The sequence below is a fragment of the Halomonas sp. 113 genome, assembly GCF_904067645.1.
GTDB lineage: Bacteria > Pseudomonadota > Gammaproteobacteria > Pseudomonadales > Halomonadaceae > Vreelandella > Vreelandella titanicae.
The window spans coordinates 3,806,481-3,832,523 of record NZ_LR881453.1; the positions used below are offsets into that span (position 1 = coordinate 3,806,481).

Consider the following 26,043-nt stretch of genomic DNA (forward strand, 5'->3'; position numbering starts at 1 on the left):
GAATTCAGGAATCATAGTTGAGCAGCCTCTTGACGCGCTTTAAGGCGCTTCATTAGTGGCTGGCTAAATAGTGAGATAAGCAGTAAGGCAAAAATAGCCAGCGTTACTGGGCGCTCAAAAACGTACGTGATGTCGCCACCACTGATTTGGTAGGAGTGAAGTAGCGATTTTTCAGCCAGCGAGCCCAGTAGCATGCCGATCACGGCAGCGGGTACGGAGTAGCCATAGTGGCGAAATATCCAACCGATCACCGCAAACACCAGCACCGTAGCGGGCCCAGTCATATTGCCGGTTAGCCCGAATGACCCCATTACCGCCAGCACCAACACAGAAGGTATCAAGTAGCGCATGGGCACTTTGACGATATTGGCCAAGAGAGGAATAAACAGTAAGCCGATGATCACCAGTAGAAACACCTGGGCAAAGTTAGCGAAGATAATCGCGTAAACCACATCCGTTTGTTGGCGAATAAACTGCGGGCCGCCAGTGATGTTATGCATAGCAAACGCCGCTAACATTACCGCTGTAGCGCCACCGCCGGGAATCCCTAGTGCCAGCAGTGTTGCCATCGAGCCCCCTTCGGAGCTGCTGTTAGCCGCCTCAGAGGCCACGACCCCTTTCGGATTGCCTTTCCCAAATGAATCGGGATCCCGATCACGGCGCTTAGTTTCTATGTAAGAGAGCAGGTTAGACACGGATGAGCCCACACCAGGAACCGCCCCGACCAACACCCCGATCAAACCACCCCGAATCATCACAACAGGGTAACGCATCGCCATTCTGCAGCCTTCGAAGATCTCACTCACCTTGACCTTACGAGCATCGGCGGATTCAACGATGAAGCCCTTGTTGGCCAGCTTAAATAGCTCAGAGGCCGCAAACATACCCATCATGGCCGGAATGACGGGGACGCCGTCCAACAGGTAAGTCTGCCCCATCGTACCGCGTGCCAAGCCGATTTCGCTAAACCCAATCGTCCCGACTAACAGGCCAACAAACCCTGCAATCAAGCCTTTAAGCACCTGTTCGCCTTTTAAGCTCGCAATCAGCGTCATCCCCCAGAGAATCACTACAAACATCTCTGCTGGCCCCAATCTCAGCACCATGTAGGAAAGCGGCTGTATCATAAAGAACAGCACCACGTAGCCCATCAGCGCGCCAATCACCGAGGAGGCTAACGCGACGCCTAACGCCTGGTTATGCTGCCCCTTTCGCGCCATGGGGTAACCATCAAACGCGGTAGCGATTGCCGAAGAGGTTCCCGGAATATTCATCAGAATGGCTGGGATACCGGCACCAAATGAGCCGCCAGTAAAAATAGCGGTAAGGAACAACATGGCTTGAATAAAGTCCATATACATGGTCATTGGCAGGAAAATGGCCATAGCCATTGATATCTGCAGGCCTGGCGTTGCGCCAAAAATAAGCCCCAGCACGATACCCGGCACTACCACCAACCAAGGGCCAAAATTAGAAAAAAGCAGATCAAAACTCTGCCCTACTGCGCCAAAATCAATCATGGTATCTCCTCAGCTTGGAAGCAGCAGCAGTGTCATAGGGTACGGCAGCATCTGCGAGAAAAAGAACGCGACACTCAGCCCAAAAGCGACGCTATAGCCACCTACCAACAACCAATTGCGCTCCCCCTTAAGGATCAGGAAAAGCGCCAGAAACGCTACGGTGGCAATATCAAAGCCTATCGCTTCAAGCGACAGCACATAAACGGCGAAGAGACCCACAACAGGTAATGTTTTATGCAGCGGTTCTTCTTCAGAGGAGCGAAACAGCGAGCCGTGTTTAATACGCAGGATCAACTCGAGTGCAATAATCGCTAACACGATAACGGCAAGTGGCAATATAAGCAGCAGGTTTTGCGGTGTGGCGGATACGCGAATGGCGTCTAATAAATACCATAGTGTAAAGCCAGCCAGACCCATGAGAACGATAAAGTCCCCATAGTCACGTTTACATTCAGACATGGTAAAACCCCATACTGGCCCCTCATTAATGTGAGGGGCCAGCTATCATGGAAGGATTAGTTCGGAAAAACTGCTCGGAAAAACTTGGTCGTGAAAAACCTGTTCGTGAAAATTAGTTAAGCAGGTGAGCGTACTTTTCAAACACCTGATAGTTTTCGCGCATCAGCTCGTTGGAGCGCTCTGGGCCTACCCAAACGCCGCCCATTTCGTTGCGCTCAAGCTGCTCTTGAACATCCTTGCGGGCAAGCGCACTTTGAATAGCCGAGGAGATCTTCTCAAAACGCTCAGGATGCTGACGCTCCATTTCACTGGTCACTGCAAAGCCGCGCATTGAGCCCTGAAGAACGGGCACCTCAAGATTCATCGGCGCCAGCGCTTCATTGATCGGGAGTGCATCCCACTGTTCAATGCGCTCATCACTTACGATCGCCAACGGGGTTAAGAACTCACGGATTCCCTCACTACCCTGGGCACTAATAGAGACGAAATCCACCTGCCCACCCGCTACCGCTGAACGGGCTTCACCGCCGCTGTTATAGGTCACCAAGTTGAGGTTATCTTGGGGAATACCTGCCTCATCAAGCAGCAAACGCACCATTAAGTGACCAGCAGAACCTTGAACCACCGCACCGCGTACTTGACCCTCTTCTTCGCGGATCGCTTCAAGCAGGCTTGGCAGGTCTTCATAACCGCTGTCTTTATTTGCAGCGATTAGATCCAAATCAAACCACTGGAAGTTGATATAAGAAAAGTCGTCGACACTAAACTCTGCATCACCAGTAAGGATCGAGTTGGTTAAGTAAGGAGCAAATGTCGAGGCATAGACGGTATAACCATCGTCAGGCACGTTAAGAACGTAATTAGAAGCAACCTGAGTGCCCGCACCGGGGCGATTAGTTACTTGTACTGGTACACCTAGCTCTTCGGAAATAGGCCCTGACATCATGCGGGCCATACGATCCGCACTTCCGCCGGTGCCAAAACCTACCACCATGTTGAGCGGCCGAGAAGGAAAGTCGTCAGCTACAGCAGGAAGCGCCATTGATAGAGAGGCAATGGCGGCCGTTGCCCCTACCAATATCGATTTGATATTAAACGATAAGGAAGCACTGGAAGTGTTAAGCATAGCGTGGCTCTCTTTTTATAAGTTTGCTTGGTTTTCGACACAGATCTTACCTTGTGTGCTTAAGACGCTACCCCACGAAACTGTCACCAACCTTGCATAAAGTAAGAACGCAACTAAAGTCTAACCCCTGCTAACTACCTGCCAATTAAGAAACGTGATGCCTGCATCAATGGCCATGCAGCAATGATGGCTATCCCTATTGCACTGACTTCCAGGTCACCTAGGTATTCCTTAGCGTAAGCTAAAGTATTGTCTCGGGCTGTCGATAACACTATTAGCCTGCTTTGAACCTATTTATCTAAGCAAGCCTGTGTAGCCGCGGTCGCGCCTGCTTAAAATAGCCCTTAACACTAACGAGAGATTGCCATGACCATCTCTTTACCTACCGGGAGTGCTTCTTTAGACGCACATTCTTTACGTAGTGAGCCGTTAAATGCCGAGAAGGTAACAACTACACCGGTCACTTCTAACGCCGCCCAGGAAGAAGCCAACACCAGCATTCATTTGGATCTTTCGCCCGTGGCTAGAGGCATCGCCTCAGCTTCAGAAAAGGCTGGTAACACACAGGAAGCGAAGAACACCAAAATCGATGAAAGCGATCTCCCGCAGGAGATTAAAGAACTACTAAAGCGAATTGTTGAATATAGAGAAAAGTTAAAGGAGAAACAGCAGGAACTTGAAGATGTTATGCGCGACAAGTCCCTAAACGATGAACAACGCCAAGCAAAACTCGACGCCCTGCAACAGGAAATCAGTAGCCTCAATAATTCGCTTCAAGAGGCTATGAGCCAACTAAGCAAACTCGTCACTCAGATGGATCTTGATGATGGCGCTGTTATCGGAATGATGTCATTGGCCATGTCTTGATGACGTATAACCGTTAAGGATTGACCTGCCGATTAAGAAACGCAATGCCTGCATCAATGGCGCCGCCACGGAATAGAAAGCTGGCGAAGTGGCCGCGCCAGCGCTGCAGATACAGCTCGCTCTCGATGTTATTTTCCTGCAGGGCTTGATAGAAGTCCGTGGCGTGATCCACCGGCACCAGTTGATCCCACTTGCCGTGGAACAGAAAAAATGGCGGCGTCTGCGGAGTAATTTGCCGTGCGGGAGAGGCTAGGCGATACGCTTCGTTTTCTTCAGCGCGGGTACCGCCGATAAAGTCGACGACTAAGCGTCCATCGTCAAACTTAAGCAAATCACTAGGTAGCCCTCCTGCCAATACTGCAGCCAAACGGCTCTGCTCACCGCCGTAAGGTTCAGCCAGCGGCCCCTCTACTCCCGCCACTGCCAGCAAACTCACTAAATGCGCCCCCGATGAAAACCCCACCCCGACAATACGGCTCGTATCCACCTGCCACCTATCGGCATTGGCGTGAATCCAGGCCATCGCCTGTTGCAAGTCGTGCAGTTGGCTGGGGAAGCGATACTCCGGCGCAAAGCGGTGTTCAATATTAACCGCCACATAGCCTTGCCCTGCTAAGCTCTCAGCGATGCTCTGCATATCTTCCGGTGTGCGATTACGCCAGCCGCCTCCATGCACAACTAAGGCAGCAGGTCGCAACCCACCGAGCGAGTCGTCGGGTAGATAAACATCAGCTGTTAACGCCTGGGGCCACTCTTCGGGCGTATAAGTGGCAGGTGACAAGCGCGTAAAAGGCTGGGGTTCGCGCAGCGCATTGCTCTCAATCGCAGGCTCACCCTGGCTAACGTGTTGGGCAGCGCTACAAGCACTCAGCATTAAGGCAATGGCCCCCAGGCCAGTCACGCGGCGGAGAGAGGTAAACGCGCAACGCTGCTGCCATACGCGAAGTTGCTCGGTTCGCGACATGATGCTTCTCCTTGAAAAGTAGGTGACCCCTCACCTAGCGACTACGACCTGCAACAAGCCAATAAGATCATGATTGTTGCACACTATCTGCAAACGGTTTGCACGTCGCCTAGCGATACTGTCATCGTCAACTCATCAGGAGAGTACTTATGAACGTTTCAAGTGCTAGGAAAATGTCAATTCGCCAACTGTTAGCCCCCGCCCTGCTGGCTATCGCCATTGCTCCATTAGCGTTTACCGCTCAAGCAAATAGCCACGGTGACCATGAAGGGCAAGGCCCTGATCGCGAACGCATGGAAGAGCGCATGGAGGAGCGTCGCCAGGAAGTGTACGAGCGTGCAGATATCTCAGCAGAGAAACAGGCAGAGCTTAACGAAGCACACGCTGAACATCGCGAAGCCATGCAGGCACTGCGTGAAGAGCATCACGAACGGGTAGCTGAAATTCTCACAGAAGAAGAGCAGCAAGCACTGCGCAACGCCATGCAAGAAGCCCATGAAGAGTATCGTGGCAAGCACGGCAAACGTGGCCATCACGATGGTAATAGTGACGAAAACGCCGACAGCGAATAAACGCAGGCCAAGCCTCAAACCTTGATCCAACGCCCGGTTTTCCGGGCGTTTTTGTGTCTGCGCTTTCATCAGCACGCTGATAACTCCACGCTAATTCAACCCAAATAGGAAGGTTAACTTGAAGGGGGACACTTAATCGCGTATTTTATTTGAACGTTCATTCAAAATAAAAATTCATCTTTCAACAACAGGAGTCCGCCTGCATGGCGAAAGACAACCCCATCCTCCCCTCCCGCGACCGCCTCAATCCCGTGGTTTTCCACGGCAGTGTGGCGGGTATCGTTATCTTTTTAGTACTCACCATGCTGTTCACCGAGCAAGCCGGTGCTTTTTTTGATGCCGGGCTTGCCTGGGTCAGCAAAACCTTTGGCTGGTACTACATGCTGGCGATTGTTGCCTACCTGGTCTTTGTGGTTGCTATTGGCATGTCACGCTTTGGCAGTATTCGCCTAGGGCCCGACCACTCCCGACCCGAGTTTTCGCTACTCTCCTGGTCAGCCATGCTGTTTGCCGCGGGTATCGGTATCGACCTGCTGTTTTTCAGCGTTGCCGAGCCAGTGGCCCACTATTTGGCACCGCCGGATTTAACCCCGGAGAGCCAGGCCGCAATGCGTAACGCCGTCGTCCAAACCTATCTGCACTGGGGGCTCTCCGGCTGGGGGCTGTACGTGTTGATGGGTATGGCGCTGGCCTACTTTAGCTACCGCCATCGCCTGCCGCTAGCGATCCGCAGCGCGCTCTACCCAATTCTAGGGAAGCGTATCCACGGCCCCATTGGTAACGCGGTGGACATTACCGCGGTTATTTCTACCGTGTTCGGCATTGCTACCAGCCTGGGTATCGGGGTGATGCAGCTCAACTACGGCCTCACCTATATGTTCGGCGTACCGGAAACGCTCACCGTGCAGGTGATTTTGATTGTCTTGGTGGTCGTACTGGCGACGATTTCCGTGGTAACCGGCGTTGAGAAAGGCATTCGTCGCCTCTCTGAGTTCAACATGCTGTTGGCATTGGCGCTGATGCTGTTTGTGCTCTTTTCAGGCGACACCCTGGTACTGCTGGATAAGGTGGTCAATAACGCCGGTGATTATCTATCCGGTTTTGTCGGTGCAAGCTTTGACACCTACGCCTTTGCCGATGAAGGCGCCCAAGAGTGGAAGATGTGGTGGACGATCTTCTTCTGGGGCTGGTGGATTGCCTGGACACCGTTTGTGGGTCTGTTCCTGGCACGTATCTCCCGCGGCCGCACCATTCGTGAATTTGTCGCAGGCGCCTTGTTTATTCCGCTGGCCTTTATGATGGTGTGGATGTCGGTATTTGGTAACAGCGGCATTGAGCTGGTGGCCAACCAGGGCGTTGTCGAACTGGGTGAACAGGCTCTTAACACCCCACAAACAACGCTCTACACGCTGCTTGAGTACTACCCCTATGTCGGCCTAACTGCGGCGGTTGTCACCGTGCTGGGTATCGTGTTCTTTATTACCTCAGCGGACTCCGGTGCACTGGTACTGGCCAACTTCACCTCTATTTTGAGCGACGTGAACCACGATGCGCCGGTGAAACTGCGTATTTTCTGGTCTGCGACGATAGGGTTGATCACCATTGCTCTGCTGATGGCCGGAGGCTTGAACGCACTACAGAGTGCCGTCGTTATAACCGCACTGCCCTTCTCAGTGGTGATTTTCGCGGTAATGGTGGGCATGTATAAAGCGCTGAAACTTGAAGGTAGCAAAGCCGATGCACGCCGCATGATTGCTGGTGGTGCCCCCGGTGGTGACTGGCGAGAGCGCCTGGATCGCGCCCTGGATACCTCTAATCGTGCGGGTGCCGCTGCGACGATCGAGCACTCCATTCGCCCAGCGATGACCCAGTTTGCTCAGGAGCTTGAAAGCCGTGGTCAAACCGCCAATGTGACCGAAGAGCATGTCGAGGGCGAGTCGCTACCGAACCTGACGCTCCAGGTCGACTTCGGTGACGCCACCAGCTTTGTCTACCAAGTGTGTCCGCACCGTATGCGCACACCAAGCTTCATCCCTGCCGATGATGACTTCTATGTACGTCTGGATGTCTACCTGGCGGAAGGTGGACAAGATAAAGACCTTAACGGTTATACCCGTGGTCAGGTGATTGGTGATTTGGTGGCTGAGTATGAGCGCCACTTACACTTCCTCACCTTGGCCGGTGAGCAGATGGGTCATGTTCAGGCAATGCCTGGCACCATCGGCGAACCGCCTGAAGACTCGCAGATATAAGTAAGCATCTGCGCTTAGCCTAAAAAAATCCCAGCCAAGCGGCTGGGATTTTTTGTGCGCGAACGACTCCGCGACTAACGACTTGTTGTGCAAGTTTCACCGCAGGCGTAGCGTAATGGCTTGTTTTCCCTATTTTTAGGAGTCTGACTCTATGTCCCGTGTCCATCAATCTTCGGGATACGTTTTCCCGATGCCTGGCCGCGCGTTAGTAAACGCCTGGCGTGAAGGGTATACGCTGGCCAAATTCAAGCGGGATGTAATGGCGGGTCTGACGATTGGTGTGGTGGCGGTACCGCTCTCCATGGCGCTGGCCATCGCTACTGGCGTGCCACCTCAGCACGGGCTATACACTGCCATCGTGGCAGGCGCGGTGATCGCCTTGACCGGCGGTTCGCGGTTTAATATCTCTGGCCCTACCGCCGCCTTTGTGGTGATCCTATTCCCCATTGTGGCCAATCATGGTTTGGGCGGGCTGCTGATTGCTACCTTTATGGCAGGCGCCATTTTGGTCGCGCTGGGGCTGTCGCGGCTGGGCAGTCTGATTCAGTACGTCCCCTACCCGGTCATTCTTGGCTTCACAGCGGGCATTGGCGTCGTCATTGCGCTGCTGCAACTGCCCGATTTTCTCGGTTTGGCCGGGGTCGAGCTCGGCGATAGTACTCTGCGTAACCTCATGCTGATTGGTCGAGCACTGCCCACTCTGTCACTGGCTGAAATCAGCGTCGGGCTTGTGACCTTGGCAACGCTGTTAATCTGGCCCCGCCTGAATACGCCAGTTCCTGCCCCGCTGGTTGGCTTGGCGGTGGGTACCCTGGTTGCCGCCCTGCTGCTGGTGGGTGGTGTCGAGGTCGATACTATCGCCTCGCGCTTTAGCTGGGAGTATCAGGGCGAAAGCGGCAGTGGCATTCCTCCCTTCGCGCCTGGCTTTATCGCACCGTGGCATTTCCCTGGTGCCGATGGCACGCCGCTTGAGATCGACTTTGCGCTGATTCAGGCTCTGCTTGGCCCGGCACTGGCGATTGCACTGCTGGCGGCCATTGAGTCGCTACTGTGTGCCGTGGTAGCAGATGGCTTAACTCGCACCCGCCATGATCCTAATGCCGAGCTAATTGGCCAGGGGCTGGGCAATATGGTGGTGCCCTTCTTCGGCGGCATTACCGCCACGGCGGCCCTTGCCCGCACCGCGACCAATATCAAAAGCGGTGCCTTTTCACCTATCGCTGCAGTGGTGCACTCAGTCGTAGTGCTACTTGCCGTGGTCGTGCTCGCGGGAGTACTGGGATATGTACCCATGGCCGCTCTGGCTGCCCTGCTCTTCATCATCGCCTGGAACATGAGCGAGGCGCACCACTTTATGCATACGCTGAAAAGCGCCCCCGCCAGCGATGTTTGGGTGTTGGTGATCTGTTTCGTACTCACGGTTGTTTTTGACATGGTGGTTGCCGTGGCCGTGGGTATTGGCCTAGCCGCCGCGCTGTTTATTCGCCGAATGGCACAGCTGACTCATACCCAACGCTTGGCGGCACCCAACACCAGCGAACACTTCCCGCCGGAAGTAGCCCTTTATAAGATAAGCGGACCGCTGTTTTTTGGCGCAGCAGAAAAGGCCATTGCCACACTCAGAGTGATTGACCACAGCGTAAAAATCGTCGTTCTGGATATGCGCGATGTACCCAGCCTGGATACCACCGCCATGGTGGCGCTGGATACGCTGCGACGCGAGCTGGGCGAGCATGGGGTGGGGGTAATATTTGTAGGGTTGTCACCGCGCATAGCGCTGAAACTCAAACGCGCGGGCATTAAGCGCGAAGCAGGTCAGTTAGCGGTTGTCAGTAACCTTGCCCACGCAGAGCGAATGGCGCGCCGTTGGTTGGGCCAACAGGGGAACGGCGGGGATTAAATCGTGCCTGAGCAGTGACACTGCCGAAGTTAAAAAGGGGAGTTGCCTCCCCCTGAGATACGACACTAGAACGATGTCAGCTCGCCATATCCAATACGATACGACCCTCGATTTTGCCGTCGATCATGCGCTGGAAGACATCGTTGATATTGTCCAGCGTATCGGTTGCGACCGTGGCCTTAACCTTGCCTTCGGCAGCGAAATCCAGCGCTTCCTGCAGATCGCTGCGCGTACCAACGATAGAGCCACGTATGGTAATGCCATTGAGCACTGTGCTAAAGATTGGCAGCGGGAAGTCGCCGGGTGGTAGGCCATTGAGCACCAGTGTTCCGCCGCGGCGTAGCATATTCTGCGCTTGATCAAACGCCTTCGGCGACACCGCTGTCACCAAGGCCCCGTGAGCACCACCAGTGGTTTTCTTCAGGTAGGCCGCTGGGTCGGTTTTCATGGCGTTAACGGTTACCGTGGCGCCTAAACGCTCAGCCAGGGCTAGCTTACCGTCATCGATATCAACAGCCGCCACGTTCAGCCCCATCGCTTTGGCGTACTGCACCGCCATATGGCCAAGCCCACCTATCCCCGAAATCACCACCCACTGACCGGGGCGGGTATCGGTCATTTTCAAGCCTTTATAAACCGTTACCCCTGCACACAACACCGGGGCTATTTCAATAAAATCAACGGCATCCGGTAATCGCCCTACATAGCCTGCATCCGCTAAGGTGTAGTCCGCGAACCCGCCGTTAACGCTGTAGCCGGTATTCTGCTGGGACTCGCACAGCGTCTCCCAACCGCCTAAACAGTGCTCACAGTAGCCGCAGGCCGAGTAGAGCCAGGGCACACCAATACGATCACCCTCTTTGACGTGGGAAACACCTTCACCCACCGCCACAATATGTCCAACGCCTTCGTGCCCTGGAATAAACGGCGGCGAGGGTTTTACCGGCCAATCGCCGTGGGCGGCGTGTAAATCGGTATGGCAAACCCCAGAGGCCGCCACTTTCATCAACACTTCGCCCTGCTTGGGGCGAGGTACGTCAACTTCTTCTATGACCAACGGCTGGCCAAACTCACGAACGACCGCCGCGCGCATTGTGCTATCCATGATGCAACTCCTAATAGTTTTCGATACGGCAGTTTAAGCACTGCTCTTATCGGTAGAGTCAGCGTCAGGGGACTGACAATTACCGCCCGGCTGATGCCGGGCGGTGTGGGCTAGCTATACATAGAAAAACGTGGCGGGTTAGAAGAAGCCCAGCGGATTGATGTCGTAGCTGACCAGCAGGTTTTTGGTTTGCTGGTAATGTTCGAGGGCGACTTTGTGAGTTTCGCGGCCAACGCCAGATTTCTTGTAGCCACCAAAAGCTGCGTGGGCGGGATACTGGTGGTAGCAGTTGGTCCATACACGTCCGGCTTGAATGCCTCGGCCCATGCGGAAGGCGACGTTGATATCGCGGCTCCACACGCCTGCGCCCAAACCAAACTCGGTGTCGTTGGCAATCGCCAACGCTTCTTCTTCATCCTTGAAGGTAGTGACTGCCACCACCGGGCCAAAGATTTCTTCCTGGAAGACGCGCATCTGATTGTTACCCTTCAGCAGCGTGGGCTGGATGTAGTAACCATCGTTGATGCTGTCGTCCATGGTCTCTTTATTACCGCCGGTGAGGAATTCCGCGCCTTCATCTCGGGCGATATCCATATAGGACATGATTTTATCGAACTGCTCTTGAGAGGCCTGAGCCCCCACCTGCACGTCGGTATCCAGAGGATTGCCGCGTTTGATGGTTTTGGTACGCTCGATGACCTTGGCCATGAACTCCTCGTACATGCTCTCTTGGATCAGCGCACGTGACGGGCAAGTACACACTTCACCCTGGTTAAAGAACGCCAGCACCAAGCCTTCGACTGCTTTATCAATAAAGGTCGGTTCGGCGTTCATGATGTCGGCAAAGTAGATGTTGGGGGATTTGCCGCCTAGCTCCACGGTAGAGGGAATGATGTTTTCCGCCGCGCATTTCAAGATATGCGAGCCAACAGGGGTAGAGCCGGTAAAGGCGATCTTGGCAATGCGCTTGCTGCTTGCCAACGCCTGCCCTGCCTCAGCGCCAAAGCCGTTGACGATATTGAGCACGCCAGGCGGCAGCAGATCACCGATCACTTCCATCACCTTCAGAATCGAGGCAGGCGTTTGCTCTGCAGGCTTCAAGACCACGCAGTTACCCGCCGCCAGTGCAGGTGCCAGCTTCCAGGCAGCCATAAGTATTGGGAAGTTCCAAGGAATAATCTGCCCCACCACGCCCAGCGGCTCGTGAAAATGGTAGGAGACAGTATTGGCGTCAATATCTGCCGCGGTGCCCTCTTGGGAGCGTAAACAGCCCGCAAAGTAGCGGAAGTGGTCAACGGCCAGCGGTATATCCGCATTGAGAGTTTCGCGTACGGCTTTACCGTTATCCCAGGTTTCAGCCACCGCGAGGGCTTCAAGGTTTTGCTCAATACGCTCGGCGATTTTCAGCAGGATATTACTGCGCTCTTGGGCGGATGTTTTCCCCCAGGCAGGTGCCGCTTTGTGGGCCGCATCCAGCGCTTTATCGATATCCTCTGCCGTTGAGCGGGGGACTTCGCAGAAGACATGGCCATTGACGGGGCTAATATTATCGAAGTATTGGCCTTTCACCGGGTCAACAAATTCGCCGCCGATATAGTTGCCATAGCGTTTTTCAAATGACACCACAGAACCGGTATCACCAGGGTTGGCGTAGATCATTGTATTGCTCCTGAGTATTATGATTATTAAAGGTGCATTGACAGTGTTGTTCACTAAAGCAAATGGCGATATAGCCCGATGGCAGGATTAGCCCTCATCCCTTGGTAGGAGACGCCATGTATTCCCTGTTGGTGGCGGATGACCATCCGCTATTCCGAGACGCGCTACAAACCGTGATTAGCGGGGGCTTGGCAGGCAGCCTGCTATTGGAAGCAGAGAGCCTTGCTGATGCAATAACGCTGATTGAAGCGCAAACAGAGCTAGATCTATTGCTGCTGGATTTAAGCCTTCCGGATGCGGAAGGCTTAGAGGGGCTGACAGCACTGCGAGAGGCATTTCCCTGGTTGCCGGTGGCGATTGTTTCTGCACATCAAGAGCGCCAGCTGGTACTCGATGCCATTACCCTCGGCGCGGTGGGCTATATTCCCAAATCCACACCCCGGGAAGCGCTGCTGGCGGCGTTAACGCAGATTCTTGAAGGCCAGCTCTACCTGCCGCCCGATATCATGCGTCGCCCAGCACCGCGCACTTCTGCGGTGCCACCCATTGCAAATGCTTCATCGACCAGCGAGCGGTTGGCGCGTTTAACCGATAAGCAGTTAGAGGTGTTGGCGTGCATGACGACAGGCATGTCGAACAAGCATATTGCCCGGGAGTTGTTGATTGCCGAAACGACCGTCAAAACCCATGTCTCGGCGATTCTGCGCAAGCTGAATGCCACGAGTCGGGTTCACGCCATTGTTATCGCAGGCGAGGAAGATCTAAGCTTTCACCGGGCCAACCGCACGCGTTAGGCTTTATTGAGCAGTGTGGCTAGCAGCATGCGCAGCCGCAGGGGCTTTAACGGTTTGAGCAGGCAGTACATGCCCGCTTCGCGGGTTGCACGCTTAATCTCCGCCTCGTGATTGGCAGTAATCACCACCGCTGCCAAGCCTGGATAACGGCGCTGCAGTCGCGCGGCCAACTCAATGCCGGTTTCGCGGTGATCGCCCAAATGATAATCCACCAGCAATACTGACGGTCGCTCACCGTCGCTGGCAGCCTCCAACGCACTCACCGTGGCGGCGGCGCGCACTCGGCACCCCCAACTGCCCAGCAGCGCCTGCATACCTTCTATAATCGCCAGGTCATCATCAATCACCCAAATGACACAGCCGCTTAGCGGATCCTCTGCAACGTCAGGCAGCGGCGTATAATGAGTGCTCGCCACTGCAGGCGGCGCGGCCGTCGCGTAGGGTACGGTGACCGAAAATAGCGCACCCGCGCCAGGGCTAGAGGCGAGCGAGATCGGTTGTCCCAGCATGGCGCTGATCCGGTCAACGATGGCTAGACCCAACCCCAAACCGCGGCTGTGGGAGCTATTGGGCTGATTAGCGCGGCGAAACTCCAGAAAGATCGCTTCCCGCTGCTGCTCAGGGATCCCGGGGCCGGTATCGCCCACCATAATTTCCAGGCCATCTCGTCTCCGCCGACAGCCCAGCAGCACGCGCCCCTGCTCGGTATAGCGCACCGCGTTGCTTAAGAAGTTGCGGATCACTCGCGCCAGCAACGCTAGATCCGACTCGACCACCGCACTGGAAGGCACGTAGTGCAGTGTCAGCCCCCGCACCCCGGCCACTTGGCGATACTCCTCTGCCAGCGCATCTAGCAGCGTGCTCACCGCGAAGGGCGCTTTATCGGCGTGGAGTACGCCTGCGTCCAAACGCGAGATATCCACTAGCGTTCCTATCAAGCCTTCAACATCTTTCAGCGAACGGCCAATATGGCCGACCAGAGCTTGTGAGGTATCAGGAAGCGAGTGGGTTTCTAACGCACTGGCAAACAGCCGGGCGGCATTGAGTGGCTGAAGCAAATCGTGACTGACCGCCGCCAGAAATTTCGTTTTGGAGAGGTTAGCGGCTTCGGCTTCGGCCTTCGCGGCCAGTAGGCGCGTATTGACCTGGCTCAGTTCGTCTAAGGTGCGGTGCAGCGCATCAGTGCGCTCACGCACCTGTTCGGCAAGTAACACTGAGCGTTCAAACGCGGCATAGGGCGCGGGGTCGGCACCGCTTCCCGTTTCCACCCGCTCCATCAGCGCTTGGCACACTTTACGCAAGCGACGGTTCTCTTCCCGCAGCGCCGCGACATCCGCCGCGTCAGTGTTTGTGGTTAGTTGGAAGAGATCCAAACGCCACCCCCGTAAACGTTTGATTCACATGCATACCATGATGCTGTTCACCGTACGTATTGAACCCCACTACGCCTGCCTGGCGCAGCAACTGCGATGCCTGATCCAACTGTTGTAACGCCTCGAGCTCCATCCTGCGTAGAAAACAGTCGCAGCCAATAATCATGCTCGGCGCGCCTAGGCGGGCACCTACTCCAGCAAGCATCACGCTGAGATTATCCAGTAGCGGCGTAGGCTGCATGGCGGTCAGTACAATGCCGTTTTCCACCGCGCAGTAAAAGCTCAAACTACTGTCGCTATTAACACGCTGAATAGAGCGCACGTAGTGCTGGCCGCCGATGCGTACGGCTAATGGATGACGGGCAAAAATGCCAGCGTTGAGCTGCGCAGGCGCACTACCTACCAGTTCGGCATATACCTGGGCGGCAGGCAACCCGTTGAGTTCTATCACCCGCCGCTGTTCGCGGTCAGCCTCGGTCACTACGAGTTTGTGGGCCAATGGTATTAAGTGGTGGGTTGAAAATACTTCAAAAGGCAACCGGGTGTTGATCATCACCACCACTGCTGCACGGGTATAAAAGCGCCCAGCGGTATACACATGGGTATGGCTAAGGTGATTGTCGTCACCCGCCGAGCCGCCAAAACTGGGGATACGGCCTAGGGCGGCATCTAAGGTAGCGAGCACCTGCTCTTCACGGCTGGATAAGCCATCCAATAGCGTCAGCGCAAAGCTGTGTTCGTTAATCGGCGCGATGGTTTGTTGGCGGCACTGCTCCAACAGCGTATCGACCAGCGGTTGAGCGTTGGCTAGTTCAAAATGCTCCAGGTCGTCGATCAGCGCCGTTTCAATGGCAAACAGTCGGCGATCAAACCCAATCGCCACGATGGAACCGCGGTCATAGCCTCCAGGGGTTATTTCCCCAGCCGTCGTACAGCCACTTAGCGGCGTGGTGGGAAAACTACTTTCCAGCGCGTCTGCTAGGGCAGCTAAATCATACTCCGCGCTGCAGAAGAACAGCACGAACCCCAAGTGTTCGTGCTGTAAAGCGTCGGCTAACTCCGCCGCTGCCTGGCAAGCATTAGCCTGCTGACTGGCCGCAGTAAGAATACCCTGCTCAACCTGATAAGTGGTCACGGCACCACCTCTCTAGTGCGGCATATGTATGCGCCGCTGCAAGTCTTAACGCGCAGAACGCATCATCAAGCTGCTTGGATGTCGCATGTTGCGTTTCAGCTAATTTTTCAAGCTGCTTCGCCAATTCGGCAAGCTGGTCGGCGCCCATACTCAATGACTCGCCGCGCAGTTGGTGGGCAAGCCGCTCAACCTGCTGTGTCTGCTCTGACGTTAGGGGAGTAGCGGCTAAACACGCAGCCAACTGAGCGGAGTAATCGCTTACTTGCTGATGATATAGCATGATCAGTTGTGTAACGCTCGCCTCCCCTAGCGTCGTTCTCAGCATGCCAAGGGTATCGCTGTTAAGGAGTGATTGCTGCTTGGTTAACGGAGGAGAGACCGCTAATGCCTGTAAAGGCGTTGCGTCTGGGGTTGCAAAAAGTTGTAATGCCAACACGTTACTTAGCGCCGCAAGCGACAGTGGCTTAGTGATGTAATCATCCATGCCCGCCGCCAGGCAGCGTTTACGGTCATCTTCAGCCCCCCCGGCCGTCATGGCAACAATCGGCACACTGGCCAGCCAGCCACCCTGTTCCCGCAAACGCTGGGTGACTGCCAGGCCATCCATATCGGGCAGTTGAATATCCATAAAGATCAAATGCACTTGTTGGGATTCGGCCATGGCCAAGGCATCATGGCCATTCTCGGCCCAGACGACATCGCAACCTAAGCGCGCCAACAAGCCCATCGCGACTTTGCGATTAACGGCATTATCCTCTACCAGCAGCAGTGTTGTGCCGGTAAAGTCCCGTTTGGGGGATGGGGGCAGCGTTCTGGATACGGGGTCAGCGGCGATCAAGGGCAACTCACACCAGAAAGTGCTACCTTGGCCTAATTGGCTTTTTACCCCTAATCGCCCCTGCATGGCTTCGCTTAACCGTTTGCAAATTGCCAGCCCTAGCCCGGTACCACCAAATCGACGTGCCACCGATTCATCCGCTTGCTGAAAAGGCTCAAATAGACGCTGCTGTTGCTGTTCGCTTAGACCACAGCCCGTATCACTGACCTCAAACAGTAACTGCTCCACCGTCGAAGAGACTCGTACGCTGACATCACCGTGATCAGTGAATTTAATCGCATTGGCAATTAGGTTAAGCAAAATTTGCCTCAGCCGACCTGCATCGACAAGCACCCAGGCAGGCACCAGTGCATCGACATTGACCGATAGCGTTAACCCTTTCATTTTTGCTCGGGGCGCAAATAGCACGACAACACTATCGACCAGCGGCTTGAGTTCCGTAGGCGATGTTTCAAGGGTTAAGTGCCCTGCTTCGATTTTTGAGAAATCGAGAATTTCATTGATCATCGCCAGCAATTGGTTGGCGCTGTCGTGGATCGTATGAGCGTAATCTTCTACCTGAGCGGGGCTGGCGGATTCACGCAGCAGCTCACTCATGCCGATAACACCGTTCAGCGGCGTGCGAATTTCATGGCTGACCATGGCTAAAAAGTCTGACTTTGCCTGATTCGCCGCCTGAGCCTGTTTGGCGGTGACTTCCAGCTGCCGACCAAGCTGCTCCTGGCTCCGCCTTATCGCCGCACTCTCACGCATTTCACGCACCAAAAAAGCAATCACCAGAAACGCCGCTAAGCTCATGCCAATAATCAGGCTCATCAGCAACTTGTAAAGCAGGCTGAGCTGGGCACGCTCCTCCGTCGCCGATTCGGCTAAATAGCCGTTAATAGCAATAACCAGGCGTTCAGTCAGTTGCGTTAGTACCTGTAGCTCATCTTCCAGCGCTGCTATCGGCAGTTGATCAAACACGCCGTAGGGTTCGAATATGATATCCAGCACATCAAGCTGCTGCTGAATTTCTTCCAGTAGCTCACGGGCGGTATCGATCTGCTGCAACAAGTTGCTGACTTCGCCGTCGTTAAGCAGCGTTATACGGCTATAAAGTAGCTCAAAGCGAAGATTTAGCTCCTCGTGAGCCGTCGGAGTTATCGGCTCGCGGGTTGCCGCCAATAAATGATTAAGTAGCTGTACCGCATCACGATCCAGCTTATAAACAACCCAGGCGGTATCTTCCCTCAGGCTTTGGGTTAGATTTTCCTGCCGCCAAGCGGCCAAGGTAGCGACGACCAACGCCGCAGCGAACAGTAACACCGCGACAATGGCAACGAGCTTAAAACGGCGAGGATAACGCAGTAGGTTGGAAGCCTGCGCACTAGGAGCGCTAGAGAACATTAATATGCATAACCTGCCATACCGCTCTAAAGCGGATTTTTTCGCTTAACAGCACTTCATCTTGATCAAAGGGGTAGAGCACCCACAAAGGGCCATATTCGCGAATCGGAATCGCCTCACCGTTTTTTTCGATGGCTAAGATGACATCGTGCTCAATAAAATCACTGACCGGTATTTCGGCTTCGTAACCGTTCAGCGCGGAAACGTGAACCGCATCACTGTCGGAGCTTAATAGCGCCAAAAGATCACGCATTAAAGGGCCACTATAGTGGCTGCGGCCCTCTGTCCACGGCGTGCTGGTATCAAATTCATACTGTGGTAAAGCCGCTAACATGGCCCGGTCAAACTGCGCTTCACTCCCCACATTGGTAAGGTCTATGTTACCACTGACGGTCAAAATAACGGGCCCGTTAGGCACGTCTAGTTCATCGACTGAATCAGCAAGCCCCACCGGGGGAGCGCTGAACATCAGCACGGCCCACCCCATTAACCACGCTTTCACAGTAAACACCTCACGCAAGGTTGCCCGCTGGTTATAGCTCCCAGGAACAATAAAAGAAGACAGCGTAAAGGTTACGCCATCTCCTTAAGCAGGTCAGGGCAAATACTGTTTTTTTCGTCACTGAAACGTTATTTACTGTTCACACTAGGGTTACGATTTGATTTTCTCGAAGGGTTCAAAGCGCACCAAATCTTCGTAGGCGTGCCAACTGGCATGCCCTAGCACAGGCAAAATAAGTGCAAGACCAATGTAAAACGTCATAACGCCAACCAGAACGCACAGGGTAAGAATCACCGCCCATAACAGCATCACGCGAAAGTTACGCGCGACACAGCGTACGCTAGCTTCTATCCCCTCCATAAAGGTTAGGTCTTGATCCATCAAGGTAGGAATCGCTACAACGCTTATGGCGAAGGCGCCAAAGGCTAAAATCCCGCCTGCAACTGTGCCCACTGCCAACATGCCCAGGCCCTCTGAGGTGGTCAGCAGCGCAGTATAGAGCGACGCGGGACTAGGCACTTCAAAACCGAAAAATAGTGCGAACAGCAGCGTGGCCAAACGAATCCAAGCGAGGAAGAAGATCATCATCATGACGCCCATCATCGCCAGCTGACCAGCATGGGGCTTCCAGCTTCCAAACGCATCACCTAGGTTAGGTACTTGTCCACGTTCCAACGCTCGGCTAATACCATAAGAGCCTACTGCCACCAGCGGGCCAATAAACATAAACCCGGCAATCATGGGCAGCAGCCAGTACCAGTAGCCCATGGTGAAGGCGCCAAGAGTAATGGCAATACTCAACCCCACCCAAAACATGCCATAAGAGAGGCTCACTACCGTTGCCCGGCGAAAATCCTCTACGCCAGCAGCCAACCACGCCCTGGGTCGATCCAATCCAACCTTGTTAATAGTGATTTTAACGCTGGGTTGATCCGCATGGTGGTTTGTTTTTGTTGTAGCCGCATTCATGGCATCACTCCTGTTGTTCCTGATATAGACCCTGGATTCAGGATTTACCTCTAAGGCATCAACACTCATTACCCGTTGACGGTATTAACACTAAATTAATGGCTTAACATTATTTGTTAATACCCTCTTAATGTAGCTGACCAACGCTGTTTGGGGCGACGCTTTGAGATGCGCGTACAAAAAATCCACGAAACAGCTGTGAACCGCCAATTAAATTGCTGCGTTAGTAAAAACCGATATAGTCAAGACGCGCGACGGACGGCCATAAAAAACTCCGAGCAGCTGCCCGGAGTTTTGGGTTTTCCGTACGTGACGCTCTGAATGTCTAGCGCACAATCATTACCGACATTTTGGCATGGTGCACAACGTGCTCTGCATTGGGGCCGAGCACATAATCGACAAACTTACGCTTATTGTGGGAAGCCATGACGATTAGATCGACGTCCAGTTTCTTACCGGCTTTGATAATGGCCTCCCAAGGTGAGCCATCCACAATGACACTTTGTACCTGAATGTCGTCGGGCACATTCGTCTTGATAAAGTCATGGAGCGCATCAGTGATCGCTGTATGCGCTTTTTTGGAGAAGTCCTTGGGGAAGTAGGAGCCCACCATGGGCATACGATAGTCCGGCAGTACCGTCACCACATGAAGCGAGGCGCCAAAAGTTCGACATAGCGTCAGGGCTGTGGGCAGCGCCTTCGACCAGGAAGACTCCTCGTTCAAATCCACCGGCAACATGATCTTGCTATACATGGCACTCTCCTTCATGCGGTGGCGGCAGCTTGCGTGTTATCGCGACGCCGACGCTGCATCAATACGATCAACCCAAAGACCAAGAAGGCAGGAATCCACATTAGCTCCTTAGTCCAGCGGTCGACGGGGGCCAGAACTTCGATGATTTCTTGATCGAAGTCGAAACCGAGCTCTGCCGCTTGGCTGCCGTAGGTCACCATATCAACGGTTGCCGTGCCATCCTCAATAAATAGCTCCATGCCCAGGTTATTGAGCCGCTCCTGACCTGTTTCGCCTTCAGGTACCGGTAATGTCATGTAAGTGGTCATGGGATCGCCATAATCATCAAGACCCGCAATCTGCAAACGCAAAGTGGAGTCTTCATCCACATCACCCAGCGCTTCGACGAATTGCGCGGGTGGGATGGATTCGTAGGGATCATGAATCATGTCCATCCAGAAACCAGGCCGGAACAGCGTGAACGCAATCAGCAGCAGCACGATAGACTCATACCAGCGGTTGCGCGTAATCATAAAGCCCTGGGTCGCGGCAGCGAAGATCAACATGGCGATGGTCGACACCACAAAGATCAACACCCCCTGAAGGAAGGTCACATCGATGAGTAGCAGATCGGTATTGAAGATAAACAGAAACGGCAGCGCCGCTGTACGAAGGCTGTAATAGAACGCCTGGAAACCGGTTCGAATGGGATCGCCACCGGATACTGCCGCCGCCGCAAAGGAGGCCAGCCCCACCGGTGGGGTAACGTCGGCCATGATGCCGAAGTAGAACACGAACAGGTGTACCGCAATCAATGGTACCAGCAAGCCATTTTGAGCGCCCAGGTTGACGATGACCGGTGCCAGTAGTGCCGATACGACGATGTAGTTTGCTGTCGTAGGCAGCCCCATGCCGAGGATCAAGCTAAGCACAGCGGTAAGCAGCAAGATTAGCATCAAGTTGCCCATGGCCAGCGTTTCCACCACTTCGGCTAGCACCAGACCCACCCCGGTCTGGGAGACGGCACCGACGATGATACCGGCGGTGGCCGTGGCAATGCCAATGCCGATCATGTTGCGGGCACCAGTGACCAGGCCATTCCAAAGATCCATCGCGCCTTCACGCAGATCCGCCCTCATATCGCTGCGTCCGCGAAAGATTGACGTAATGGGGCGCTGGGTCAGAATAATGAGAATCATGAAAACGGTGGCCCAGAAAGCCGACAGTCCTGGCGATAAACGTTCCACCATCAGACACCACACCAGCACAATAACCGGCAGGATGTACTGCAAGCCAACCAGCACCGTCGGTTTGGTCTGGGGCAGTGTAAAGATCGGTTGGTTAGGGTCATCGAGCTCGAGCTCTGGGTAACCGGCCGCCAGTTTGAGCAGGGCGATATAAATGACCGAAAGTCCAACGGCTACCACCCAGGGGGTCGCATCCCCCAGTACCGGCTTGAGCCAGCCAAGGCCGTAATAAACAGCCAGGGCGGTGCCCATCATCAGTAGCAAGCCACCGAGAAAGCCAATCACTTTATTGACCAGCGGCTTAGGTGGGTTACTGCTTTGCAGCCCCTTCATGTTGGCCTTGAGGGCCTCAAGGTGAACGATGTAGACCAGCGCAATATAGGAGATCAGCGCGGGAAGGAAGGCATGCTTGATCACCTCGACATAAGAGATGCCCACATACTCGACCATCAAGAAAGCGGCCGCCCCCATCACCGGAGGCATAATCTGTCCATTGACCGATGACGCCACTTCAACAGCGCCCGCCTTTTCCGCGGAAAATCCGACACGTTTCATCATCGGAACGGTAAAGGTGCCGGTGGTCACCACATTGGCAATCGAGGAGCCGGAAATCAGACCGGTCATGGCCGAGGCCACCACGGCAGCTTTCGCTGGTCCGCCGCGATAGTGGCCCAATAGTGAGAACGCCACCTTGATAAAGTAATTGCCAGCACCCGCCTTATCGAGCAGAGCACCGAATAACACAAACAGAAACACGAAGCTGGTTGATACCCCCAGAGCGATACCGAAGACCCCCTGCGTAGTCAACCACTGGTGATTAATCAAGCCAAAGAGGCTCACCCCACCATGGGAAAGAATACCCGGCATCCAAGGGCCAGCCAGGCTATAGAGAAGAAAAACCGACGCTACAATCATTAACGGCGGGCCAAGCGCTCGACGTGTCGCCTCGAGCAGCAGCAGTATCCCTGCGATGCCAATAATAACGTCCTGCAGTATCGGTGCGCCGGGGCGCTGGGATAACTGCTCGTAAAACATAAACATGTAAGCGCCACAGAAGGCCGCCGCCGCTGCAAGCACCCAATCCTGAATCGGAACACGGTCGCGCGGGGAGCGCTTGAGTGCCGGATAAGCCATATACGCCAAAAAAAGCGCAAAGGCCAAGTGAATAGAACGCGCCTCAGTGGCACTAAATACACCAAACCCAAGGACGAAGGGCACTGGCGAAGCGATCCACAATTGAAAAAGAGACCACACTGCCGCAATGCTTACCAAAAGCTTTCCGGGCATGCCGGCTGGCTTGCGGGCTCCTGTGTCGCTAGAGGCGACCATATCCTCCAAGTCTACTCCGGCTCCCGAAGGCCTGTTCTTATCGTCTGTCATCTGCCTGCCCCGCTCCGAGTCGATTGACGCATCATTGCCATATCGAAATGCCCTATCAACATTTTAAACGCCCTATCAACATTCTAAACCAAAATGCGCGGCACCCTGAGGTAACCGCGCATTTCTTACTAAGGTAGTATCACCTTAGGCGTCTGGATTACTCAATCCAGCCTTGTTCACGGTAGTAACGCGCTGCCCCATCGTGCAACGGTGCGGAAAGCCCTTCACTCACCATCTCTTCTGGATCAAGATTTTCGAAGGCCGGATGCAGACGCTTGAAACGATCGAAGTTGTCAAAAACCGCCTTGACGGTCTGATAGATCACTTCTTCGTCAGCCTCAGCGGTGGTGACAAAGGTCGCTGCCACGCCGAAGGTTTCGACATCTTCGTCATTGCCGCGATACAGACCACCCGGAATTACCGATGCGGCGTAGTAAGGATATTCATCGACGATGCCTTGAATGTCTTCGTCGTTCAACGGAATCAGACGAGCATCAACGGTGGTGGTGGCTTCCTGGATGGAGCCATTGGGGTGGCCAACCACGTATACCATGGCATCGACGTTATTATCAGCGAGTGCCGCCGCTTGCTCGGCAGCATCAAGCTGAGATGCCAACGAGAAGGTGTCTTCAGTCCAGCCCTTGGCTTCCATCACCACTTCCATGGTGTTGCGCTGGCCCGAACCTGGATTACCAATGTTGACACGCTTGCCTTCCAAGTCATCGAGCGTCTCGATGCCAGAATCAGCCCGCGCAAGCAGCGTCAACGGCTCACCGTGGACACGGAACACCGCACGCAGCTCTTCGTAGGGCTCGCCTTCGAAATTCCCAGTGCCGTTGTAGGCTTGATACTGAACATCGGATTGAGCGACACCCATGTCCAATTCGCCGGACTTGATGCCATTGATATTGGCGACAGAACCACCGGTGGAAGGTGCATTACACTTAATATCGGCGTCTTCGAGACGATTAACCAAACGACAGATCGACTGACCCACGACGTAGTAAACGCCGGTTTGGCCACCGGTGCCAATGGTGATGAATTGCTCGTCATCCTGTGCCATTGCCGGTGAGGCGAAAGCAGCGGCGGCAAGTAGCGCACCGGAGAAAGCAGTAGTGGAAAATACATGGCGTTTCATGAACACACCTCTTTGTATTGATGTTGTGAGCGTATTTGATGTTACGAGCATCGCACGCTTTGGTCTCACCTGATGAACCGTTCCCTCAGGTGCCCTTGTTCCAAAACGTTTTCAAGACATTCTATTTTCTAGACAAACGGTTACAGGCGACCCATAAGCTGCCTACTAGCATTACTTTAGCGAAAAAAACCTAATTAGCGAAATGTAATACGCTAAATAATGAATTTCGCTGTCGTCTAATACTCAGTGTAGCGGTCTTCATCGTTTAGGGAACGTTAACTGCTATACCGCCTTTGCATAAGGTACGCAAAAGGGTCAGCAAAATTAATCAACGTTATAGCCCAAAACGCGCGGCAGCCATAGCGCGATAGCGGGGAAGATTGCCACTAGCGCTAGCGCACAGCCCATTGCAACGACAAACAGCAGCGCCCATCCGATGGTCTGCTCCAAGCGAATTTTGGCCACTTCGGTGGTCACCATCAAATTCACCGCCACCGGCGGGGTAAATTGGCCAATGGCAATATTCATCGCCAACAGAATCCCAAACCACACCGGGTTCCACTCAAAATGCTGCATCACGGGGATCAAAATCGGCATCATGATCAAATAAATCGAGATCGCATCCAACAGCATCCCAGCGACCAACACTGCTAACATCACCAGGATTAGCAGCAAAACGCCGTTATCGGTCAGGCTAATAATCCATTCCGCCAAGTGGCGGAAGGTGCCCAGCATGGTGCCTGCCCAGGCAAAAATCCCCGCCAGAGCGATAATCAGCATCACCACGCCGGAAATAATCGCCGCCTCACCCAATAGCTCCCATAAATCACGCAGCGACAGCTCGCGGGTTAGAAACAAACCGACAATCGCACCATAAGCAACGGCTACCACGGCCGCTTCGGTGGGTGTAAACAGCCCTGAACGCAACCCCCCCAAAATCAGCACCGGGGCAAACAGCGCCGGTATCGCCTGTTTAAAAGTGGAGCGCACACTTAGCCTTTCAGCCCCCTCTATGGGTGTGCCGCCCTCCCAACCGTAGCGTTTGGAAACGAGCATAGCGGGCACCAGTAGCGCCAGCCCCGCCAGAATACCGGGAAATAAACCTGCTGCGAAAAGTGCGCGTAAATCGACGCCCGGCACCACGATCGAGTAAAGAATCAGCGCCACTGAAGGGGGAATGAGAATCGCCGTCGAGGCAGAGGCGGCAATCAGCGTGGCGGAAAACGGCTTGGGGTAGCCCGCTTTGGTCATACTCGGCAGCATCACCATCGCAACCGCCGCGGCATCAGCAGGGCCTGAGCCACTCATTCCGCCCATAATCATACACACCAGCACCGCCACCAAGGCTAAGCCACCGTGGCGCGGGCCAATCAAAGCCTGGGCAAAACGCACTAAACGCAGCGCTACACCGGAACGTTCAAAAATAAGCCCGGTTAAGATAAACAGCGGAATCGCAATCAAAGGGTACTTGGCAATACTGTTATAGGTATTGGTACCCATCGTTGCGAGCATGTCCGGCGACAAACCCAGCACGATGCCAACGGCCCCGGAGAGCGCCAGCGAAAACGCTACCGGCACCCCCGCTATCAGCAGCCCCGCAAACGCCAGTATCATCCACACATCAGGGCTCATCGGTGAGCCTCCCCGTTAAACGGTCGGCGGTTTGCTGGCATAAGCGCCACACCATGGCCGCAGAAAGCACGGGCAGCCAGACTAAATACCACCACTGAGGCAAGCCAAGCCCTGGTGACAGCGACTCCCACTGATACTCTTGCCAGGCCATCTTGCCGCCATACCAAGTGATCAAACCCAGCACGGTGGCACCGCCAAGCGCTTGAAAAAGGATCAGTGCACGACGGTACTTGAGCGGCAATGCCCGTTCCAAAAAGCCAATACGAATATGGCGGTTACGCCGCAGCGCCACCGAGGCACCGGCAAAGGTCAGGACTACCAACAAAAACACAGAAAACTCTTCGGTAAATGAAAAAGAGCCGCCGGTTAAGTAGCGAGTAATCACATTACCAAGACTAATCAATGAGATAATGATTAATGCCAGCGCGCCCAGCCAACGTTCAGGGCGCGCATCAGGAAAGCCTTTCATGGCAGCCTCACAGCAAAAAA

21 protein-coding genes are annotated in these 26,043 nt (G+C 54.3%); 5 read left to right on the forward strand and 16 right to left on the reverse strand.

The window, feature by feature from the left end:
* Positions 1 to 11: 11 nt before the first annotated feature.
* The 3 genes from YERSI8AC_RS17990 to YERSI8AC_RS18000 all read right to left on the reverse strand — a co-directional run bounded on the left by YERSI8AC_RS17990 (position 12) and on the right by YERSI8AC_RS18000 (position 3,105).
* On the reverse strand, positions 12 to 1,520 hold the full coding sequence (locus YERSI8AC_RS17990; protein WP_022522305.1) for a tripartite tricarboxylate transporter permease: 1,509 nt from the start codon (positions 1,518 to 1,520) through the stop codon (positions 12 to 14).
* A 9-nt stretch (positions 1,521 to 1,529) separates the two neighbouring features.
* The gene (locus tag YERSI8AC_RS17995) at positions 1,530 to 1,979 is read right to left on the reverse strand and encodes a tripartite tricarboxylate transporter TctB family protein (protein ID WP_022522304.1); all 450 of its coding nucleotides are present in this window, start codon (positions 1,977 to 1,979) and stop codon (positions 1,530 to 1,532) included.
* Positions 1,980 to 2,091: 112 nt separating this feature from the next.
* On the reverse strand, positions 2,092 to 3,105 hold the full coding sequence (locus YERSI8AC_RS18000) for a Bug family tripartite tricarboxylate transporter substrate binding protein (RefSeq protein WP_022522303.1): 1,014 nt from the start codon (positions 3,103 to 3,105) through the stop codon (positions 2,092 to 2,094).
* A gap of 366 nt (positions 3,106 to 3,471) precedes the next feature.
* Between YERSI8AC_RS18000 and YERSI8AC_RS18005 the strand changes: the two genes are divergently transcribed.
* Positions 3,472 to 3,972: a hypothetical protein gene (locus tag YERSI8AC_RS18005; protein ID WP_022522301.1), complete on the forward strand. Its 501-nt coding sequence runs from the start codon at positions 3,472 to 3,474 to the stop codon at positions 3,970 to 3,972.
* A 13-nt stretch (positions 3,973 to 3,985) separates the two neighbouring features.
* Here YERSI8AC_RS18005 and YERSI8AC_RS18010 read toward each other — a convergent pair whose 3' ends face one another.
* On the reverse strand, positions 3,986 to 4,936 hold the full coding sequence (locus YERSI8AC_RS18010; protein WP_159177251.1) for an alpha/beta hydrolase: 951 nt from the start codon (positions 4,934 to 4,936) through the stop codon (positions 3,986 to 3,988).
* A gap of 149 nt (positions 4,937 to 5,085) precedes the next feature.
* On the opposite strand from YERSI8AC_RS18010, the gene YERSI8AC_RS18015 reads away from it, so the two are divergent.
* The 3 genes from YERSI8AC_RS18015 (at position 5,086) to dauA (ending at position 9,660) form a co-directional block, all read left to right on the forward strand.
* Positions 5,086 to 5,508, forward strand: a complete 423-nt coding sequence (locus tag YERSI8AC_RS18015; RefSeq protein ID WP_022522299.1) for a hypothetical protein — start codon at positions 5,086 to 5,088, stop codon at positions 5,506 to 5,508.
* 203 nt (positions 5,509 to 5,711) lie between these two features.
* Entirely contained in the window at positions 5,712 to 7,760 is a 2,049-nt protein-coding gene (gene betT / locus YERSI8AC_RS18020) for a choline BCCT transporter BetT (protein ID WP_022522298.1), read from the forward strand.
* 151 nt (positions 7,761 to 7,911) lie between these two features.
* A complete protein-coding gene (gene dauA, locus YERSI8AC_RS18025; RefSeq protein ID WP_022522297.1) occupies positions 7,912 to 9,660 on the forward strand; it encodes a C4-dicarboxylic acid transporter DauA in 1,749 nt (582 codons plus the stop codon).
* Positions 9,661 to 9,736: 76 nt separating this feature from the next.
* Here the strand turns inward: dauA and adhP are convergent, their stop codons facing one another.
* Together adhP and exaC are read right to left on the reverse strand one after the other, a co-directional pair.
* Positions 9,737 to 10,765, reverse strand: a complete 1,029-nt coding sequence (adhP, locus tag YERSI8AC_RS18030) for an alcohol dehydrogenase AdhP (protein ID WP_022522296.1) — start codon at positions 10,763 to 10,765, stop codon at positions 9,737 to 9,739.
* A gap of 138 nt (positions 10,766 to 10,903) precedes the next feature.
* Entirely contained in the window at positions 10,904 to 12,424 is a 1,521-nt protein-coding gene (exaC, locus tag YERSI8AC_RS18035; protein WP_159177252.1) for an acetaldehyde dehydrogenase ExaC, read from the reverse strand.
* A gap of 116 nt (positions 12,425 to 12,540) precedes the next feature.
* Between exaC and YERSI8AC_RS18040 the strand changes: the two genes are divergently transcribed.
* Positions 12,541 to 13,218, forward strand: coding sequence for a response regulator (locus YERSI8AC_RS18040; RefSeq protein ID WP_022522294.1), 678 nt, complete (start codon positions 12,541 to 12,543; stop codon positions 13,216 to 13,218).
* On the opposite strand, the gene YERSI8AC_RS18045 is transcribed toward YERSI8AC_RS18040, so the two are convergent.
* The 10 genes from YERSI8AC_RS18045 to YERSI8AC_RS18090 form a co-directional block, all read right to left on the reverse strand.
* Complete coding sequence (locus YERSI8AC_RS18045) at positions 13,215 to 14,591, reverse strand: hybrid sensor histidine kinase/response regulator (protein WP_159177253.1); 1,377 nt, start codon at positions 14,589 to 14,591, stop codon at positions 13,215 to 13,217. The genes YERSI8AC_RS18040 and YERSI8AC_RS18045 overlap by 4 nt on opposite strands.
* A complete protein-coding gene (nosP, locus tag YERSI8AC_RS18050; RefSeq protein ID WP_022522292.1) occupies positions 14,560 to 15,726 on the reverse strand; it encodes a nitric oxide-sensing protein NosP in 1,167 nt (388 codons plus the stop codon). Before nosP ends, YERSI8AC_RS18045 begins: the two co-directional genes overlap by 32 nt.
* Complete coding sequence (locus YERSI8AC_RS18055) at positions 15,707 to 17,953, reverse strand: hybrid sensor histidine kinase/response regulator (protein WP_159177254.1); 2,247 nt, start codon at positions 17,951 to 17,953, stop codon at positions 15,707 to 15,709. The genes nosP and YERSI8AC_RS18055 overlap by 20 nt, the downstream gene beginning before the upstream one ends.
* Positions 17,943 to 18,440 carry a molybdopterin-dependent oxidoreductase gene (locus tag YERSI8AC_RS18060; protein ID WP_053857001.1) on the reverse strand — a complete coding sequence of 166 codons (498 nt, stop codon included), beginning with the start codon at positions 18,438 to 18,440 and terminating at the stop codon, positions 17,943 to 17,945. Before YERSI8AC_RS18060 ends, YERSI8AC_RS18055 begins: the two co-directional genes overlap by 11 nt.
* A 165-nt stretch (positions 18,441 to 18,605) precedes the next feature.
* The gene (locus YERSI8AC_RS18065) at positions 18,606 to 19,424 is read right to left on the reverse strand and encodes a DUF2189 domain-containing protein (protein ID WP_022522289.1); all 819 of its coding nucleotides are present in this window, start codon (positions 19,422 to 19,424) and stop codon (positions 18,606 to 18,608) included.
* Between the two features lie 325 nt (positions 19,425 to 19,749).
* Positions 19,750 to 20,178 (reverse strand): universal stress protein, encoded by a 429-nt coding sequence (locus tag YERSI8AC_RS18070; protein ID WP_027958076.1) that lies wholly within the window; start codon positions 20,176 to 20,178, stop codon positions 19,750 to 19,752.
* Between the two features lie 11 nt (positions 20,179 to 20,189).
* Positions 20,190 to 22,784, reverse strand: a complete 2,595-nt coding sequence (locus YERSI8AC_RS18075) for a TRAP transporter permease (RefSeq protein ID WP_159177255.1) — start codon at positions 22,782 to 22,784, stop codon at positions 20,190 to 20,192.
* A 157-nt stretch (positions 22,785 to 22,941) separates the two neighbouring features.
* Complete coding sequence (locus YERSI8AC_RS18080; RefSeq protein WP_022522286.1) at positions 22,942 to 23,922, reverse strand: TAXI family TRAP transporter solute-binding subunit; 981 nt, start codon at positions 23,920 to 23,922, stop codon at positions 22,942 to 22,944.
* A gap of 324 nt (positions 23,923 to 24,246) precedes the next feature.
* Positions 24,247 to 25,554 carry a TRAP transporter large permease gene (locus YERSI8AC_RS18085; protein WP_009287381.1) on the reverse strand — a complete coding sequence of 436 codons (1,308 nt, stop codon included), beginning with the start codon at positions 25,552 to 25,554 and terminating at the stop codon, positions 24,247 to 24,249.
* Positions 25,544 to 26,023: a TRAP transporter small permease gene (locus tag YERSI8AC_RS18090; protein WP_022522284.1), complete on the reverse strand. Its 480-nt coding sequence runs from the start codon at positions 26,021 to 26,023 to the stop codon at positions 25,544 to 25,546. Before YERSI8AC_RS18090 ends, YERSI8AC_RS18085 begins: the two co-directional genes overlap by 11 nt.
* Between the last annotated feature and the right edge of the window lie 20 nt (positions 26,024 to 26,043).

Bases quoted from the DNA above. Each gene is read 5' to 3' on its own strand.
- YERSI8AC_RS17990 (WP_022522305.1), bottom strand. From the start codon at position 1,520: ATGATTGATTTTGGCGCAGTAGGGCAGAGTTTTGATCTGCTTTTTTCT.
- YERSI8AC_RS17995 (WP_022522304.1), bottom strand. From the start codon at position 1,979: ATGTCTGAATGTAAACGTGACTATGGGGACTTTATCGTTCTCATGGGT.
- YERSI8AC_RS18000 (WP_022522303.1), bottom strand. From the start codon at position 3,105: ATGCTTAACACTTCCAGTGCTTCCTTATCGTTTAATATCAAATCGATA.
- YERSI8AC_RS18005 (WP_022522301.1), top strand. From the start codon at position 3,472: ATGACCATCTCTTTACCTACCGGGAGTGCTTCTTTAGACGCACATTCT.
- YERSI8AC_RS18010 (WP_159177251.1), bottom strand. From the start codon at position 4,936: ATGTCGCGAACCGAGCAACTTCGCGTATGGCAGCAGCGTTGCGCGTTT.
- YERSI8AC_RS18015 (WP_022522299.1), top strand. From the start codon at position 5,086: ATGAACGTTTCAAGTGCTAGGAAAATGTCAATTCGCCAACTGTTAGCC.
- betT (WP_022522298.1), top strand. From the start codon at position 5,712: ATGGCGAAAGACAACCCCATCCTCCCCTCCCGCGACCGCCTCAATCCC.
- dauA (WP_022522297.1), top strand. From the start codon at position 7,912: ATGTCCCGTGTCCATCAATCTTCGGGATACGTTTTCCCGATGCCTGGC.
- adhP (WP_022522296.1), bottom strand. From the start codon at position 10,765: ATGGATAGCACAATGCGCGCGGCGGTCGTTCGTGAGTTTGGCCAGCCG.
- exaC (WP_159177252.1), bottom strand. From the start codon at position 12,424: ATGATCTACGCCAACCCTGGTGATACCGGTTCTGTGGTGTCATTTGAA.
- YERSI8AC_RS18040 (WP_022522294.1), top strand. From the start codon at position 12,541: ATGTATTCCCTGTTGGTGGCGGATGACCATCCGCTATTCCGAGACGCG.
- YERSI8AC_RS18055 (WP_159177254.1), bottom strand. From the start codon at position 17,953: ATGTTCTCTAGCGCTCCTAGTGCGCAGGCTTCCAACCTACTGCGTTAT.
- YERSI8AC_RS18060 (WP_053857001.1), bottom strand. From the start codon at position 18,440: ATGGGGTGGGCCGTGCTGATGTTCAGCGCTCCCCCGGTGGGGCTTGCT.
- YERSI8AC_RS18065 (WP_022522289.1), bottom strand. From the start codon at position 19,424: ATGAATGCGGCTACAACAAAAACAAACCACCATGCGGATCAACCCAGC.
- YERSI8AC_RS18070 (WP_027958076.1), bottom strand. From the start codon at position 20,178: ATGTATAGCAAGATCATGTTGCCGGTGGATTTGAACGAGGAGTCTTCC.
- YERSI8AC_RS18075 (WP_159177255.1), bottom strand. From the start codon at position 22,784: ATGACAGACGATAAGAACAGGCCTTCGGGAGCCGGAGTAGACTTGGAG.
- YERSI8AC_RS18080 (WP_022522286.1), bottom strand. From the start codon at position 23,922: ATGAAACGCCATGTATTTTCCACTACTGCTTTCTCCGGTGCGCTACTT.
- YERSI8AC_RS18085 (WP_009287381.1), bottom strand. From the start codon at position 25,554: ATGAGCCCTGATGTGTGGATGATACTGGCGTTTGCGGGGCTGCTGATA.
- YERSI8AC_RS18090 (WP_022522284.1), bottom strand. From the start codon at position 26,023: ATGAAAGGCTTTCCTGATGCGCGCCCTGAACGTTGGCTGGGCGCGCTG.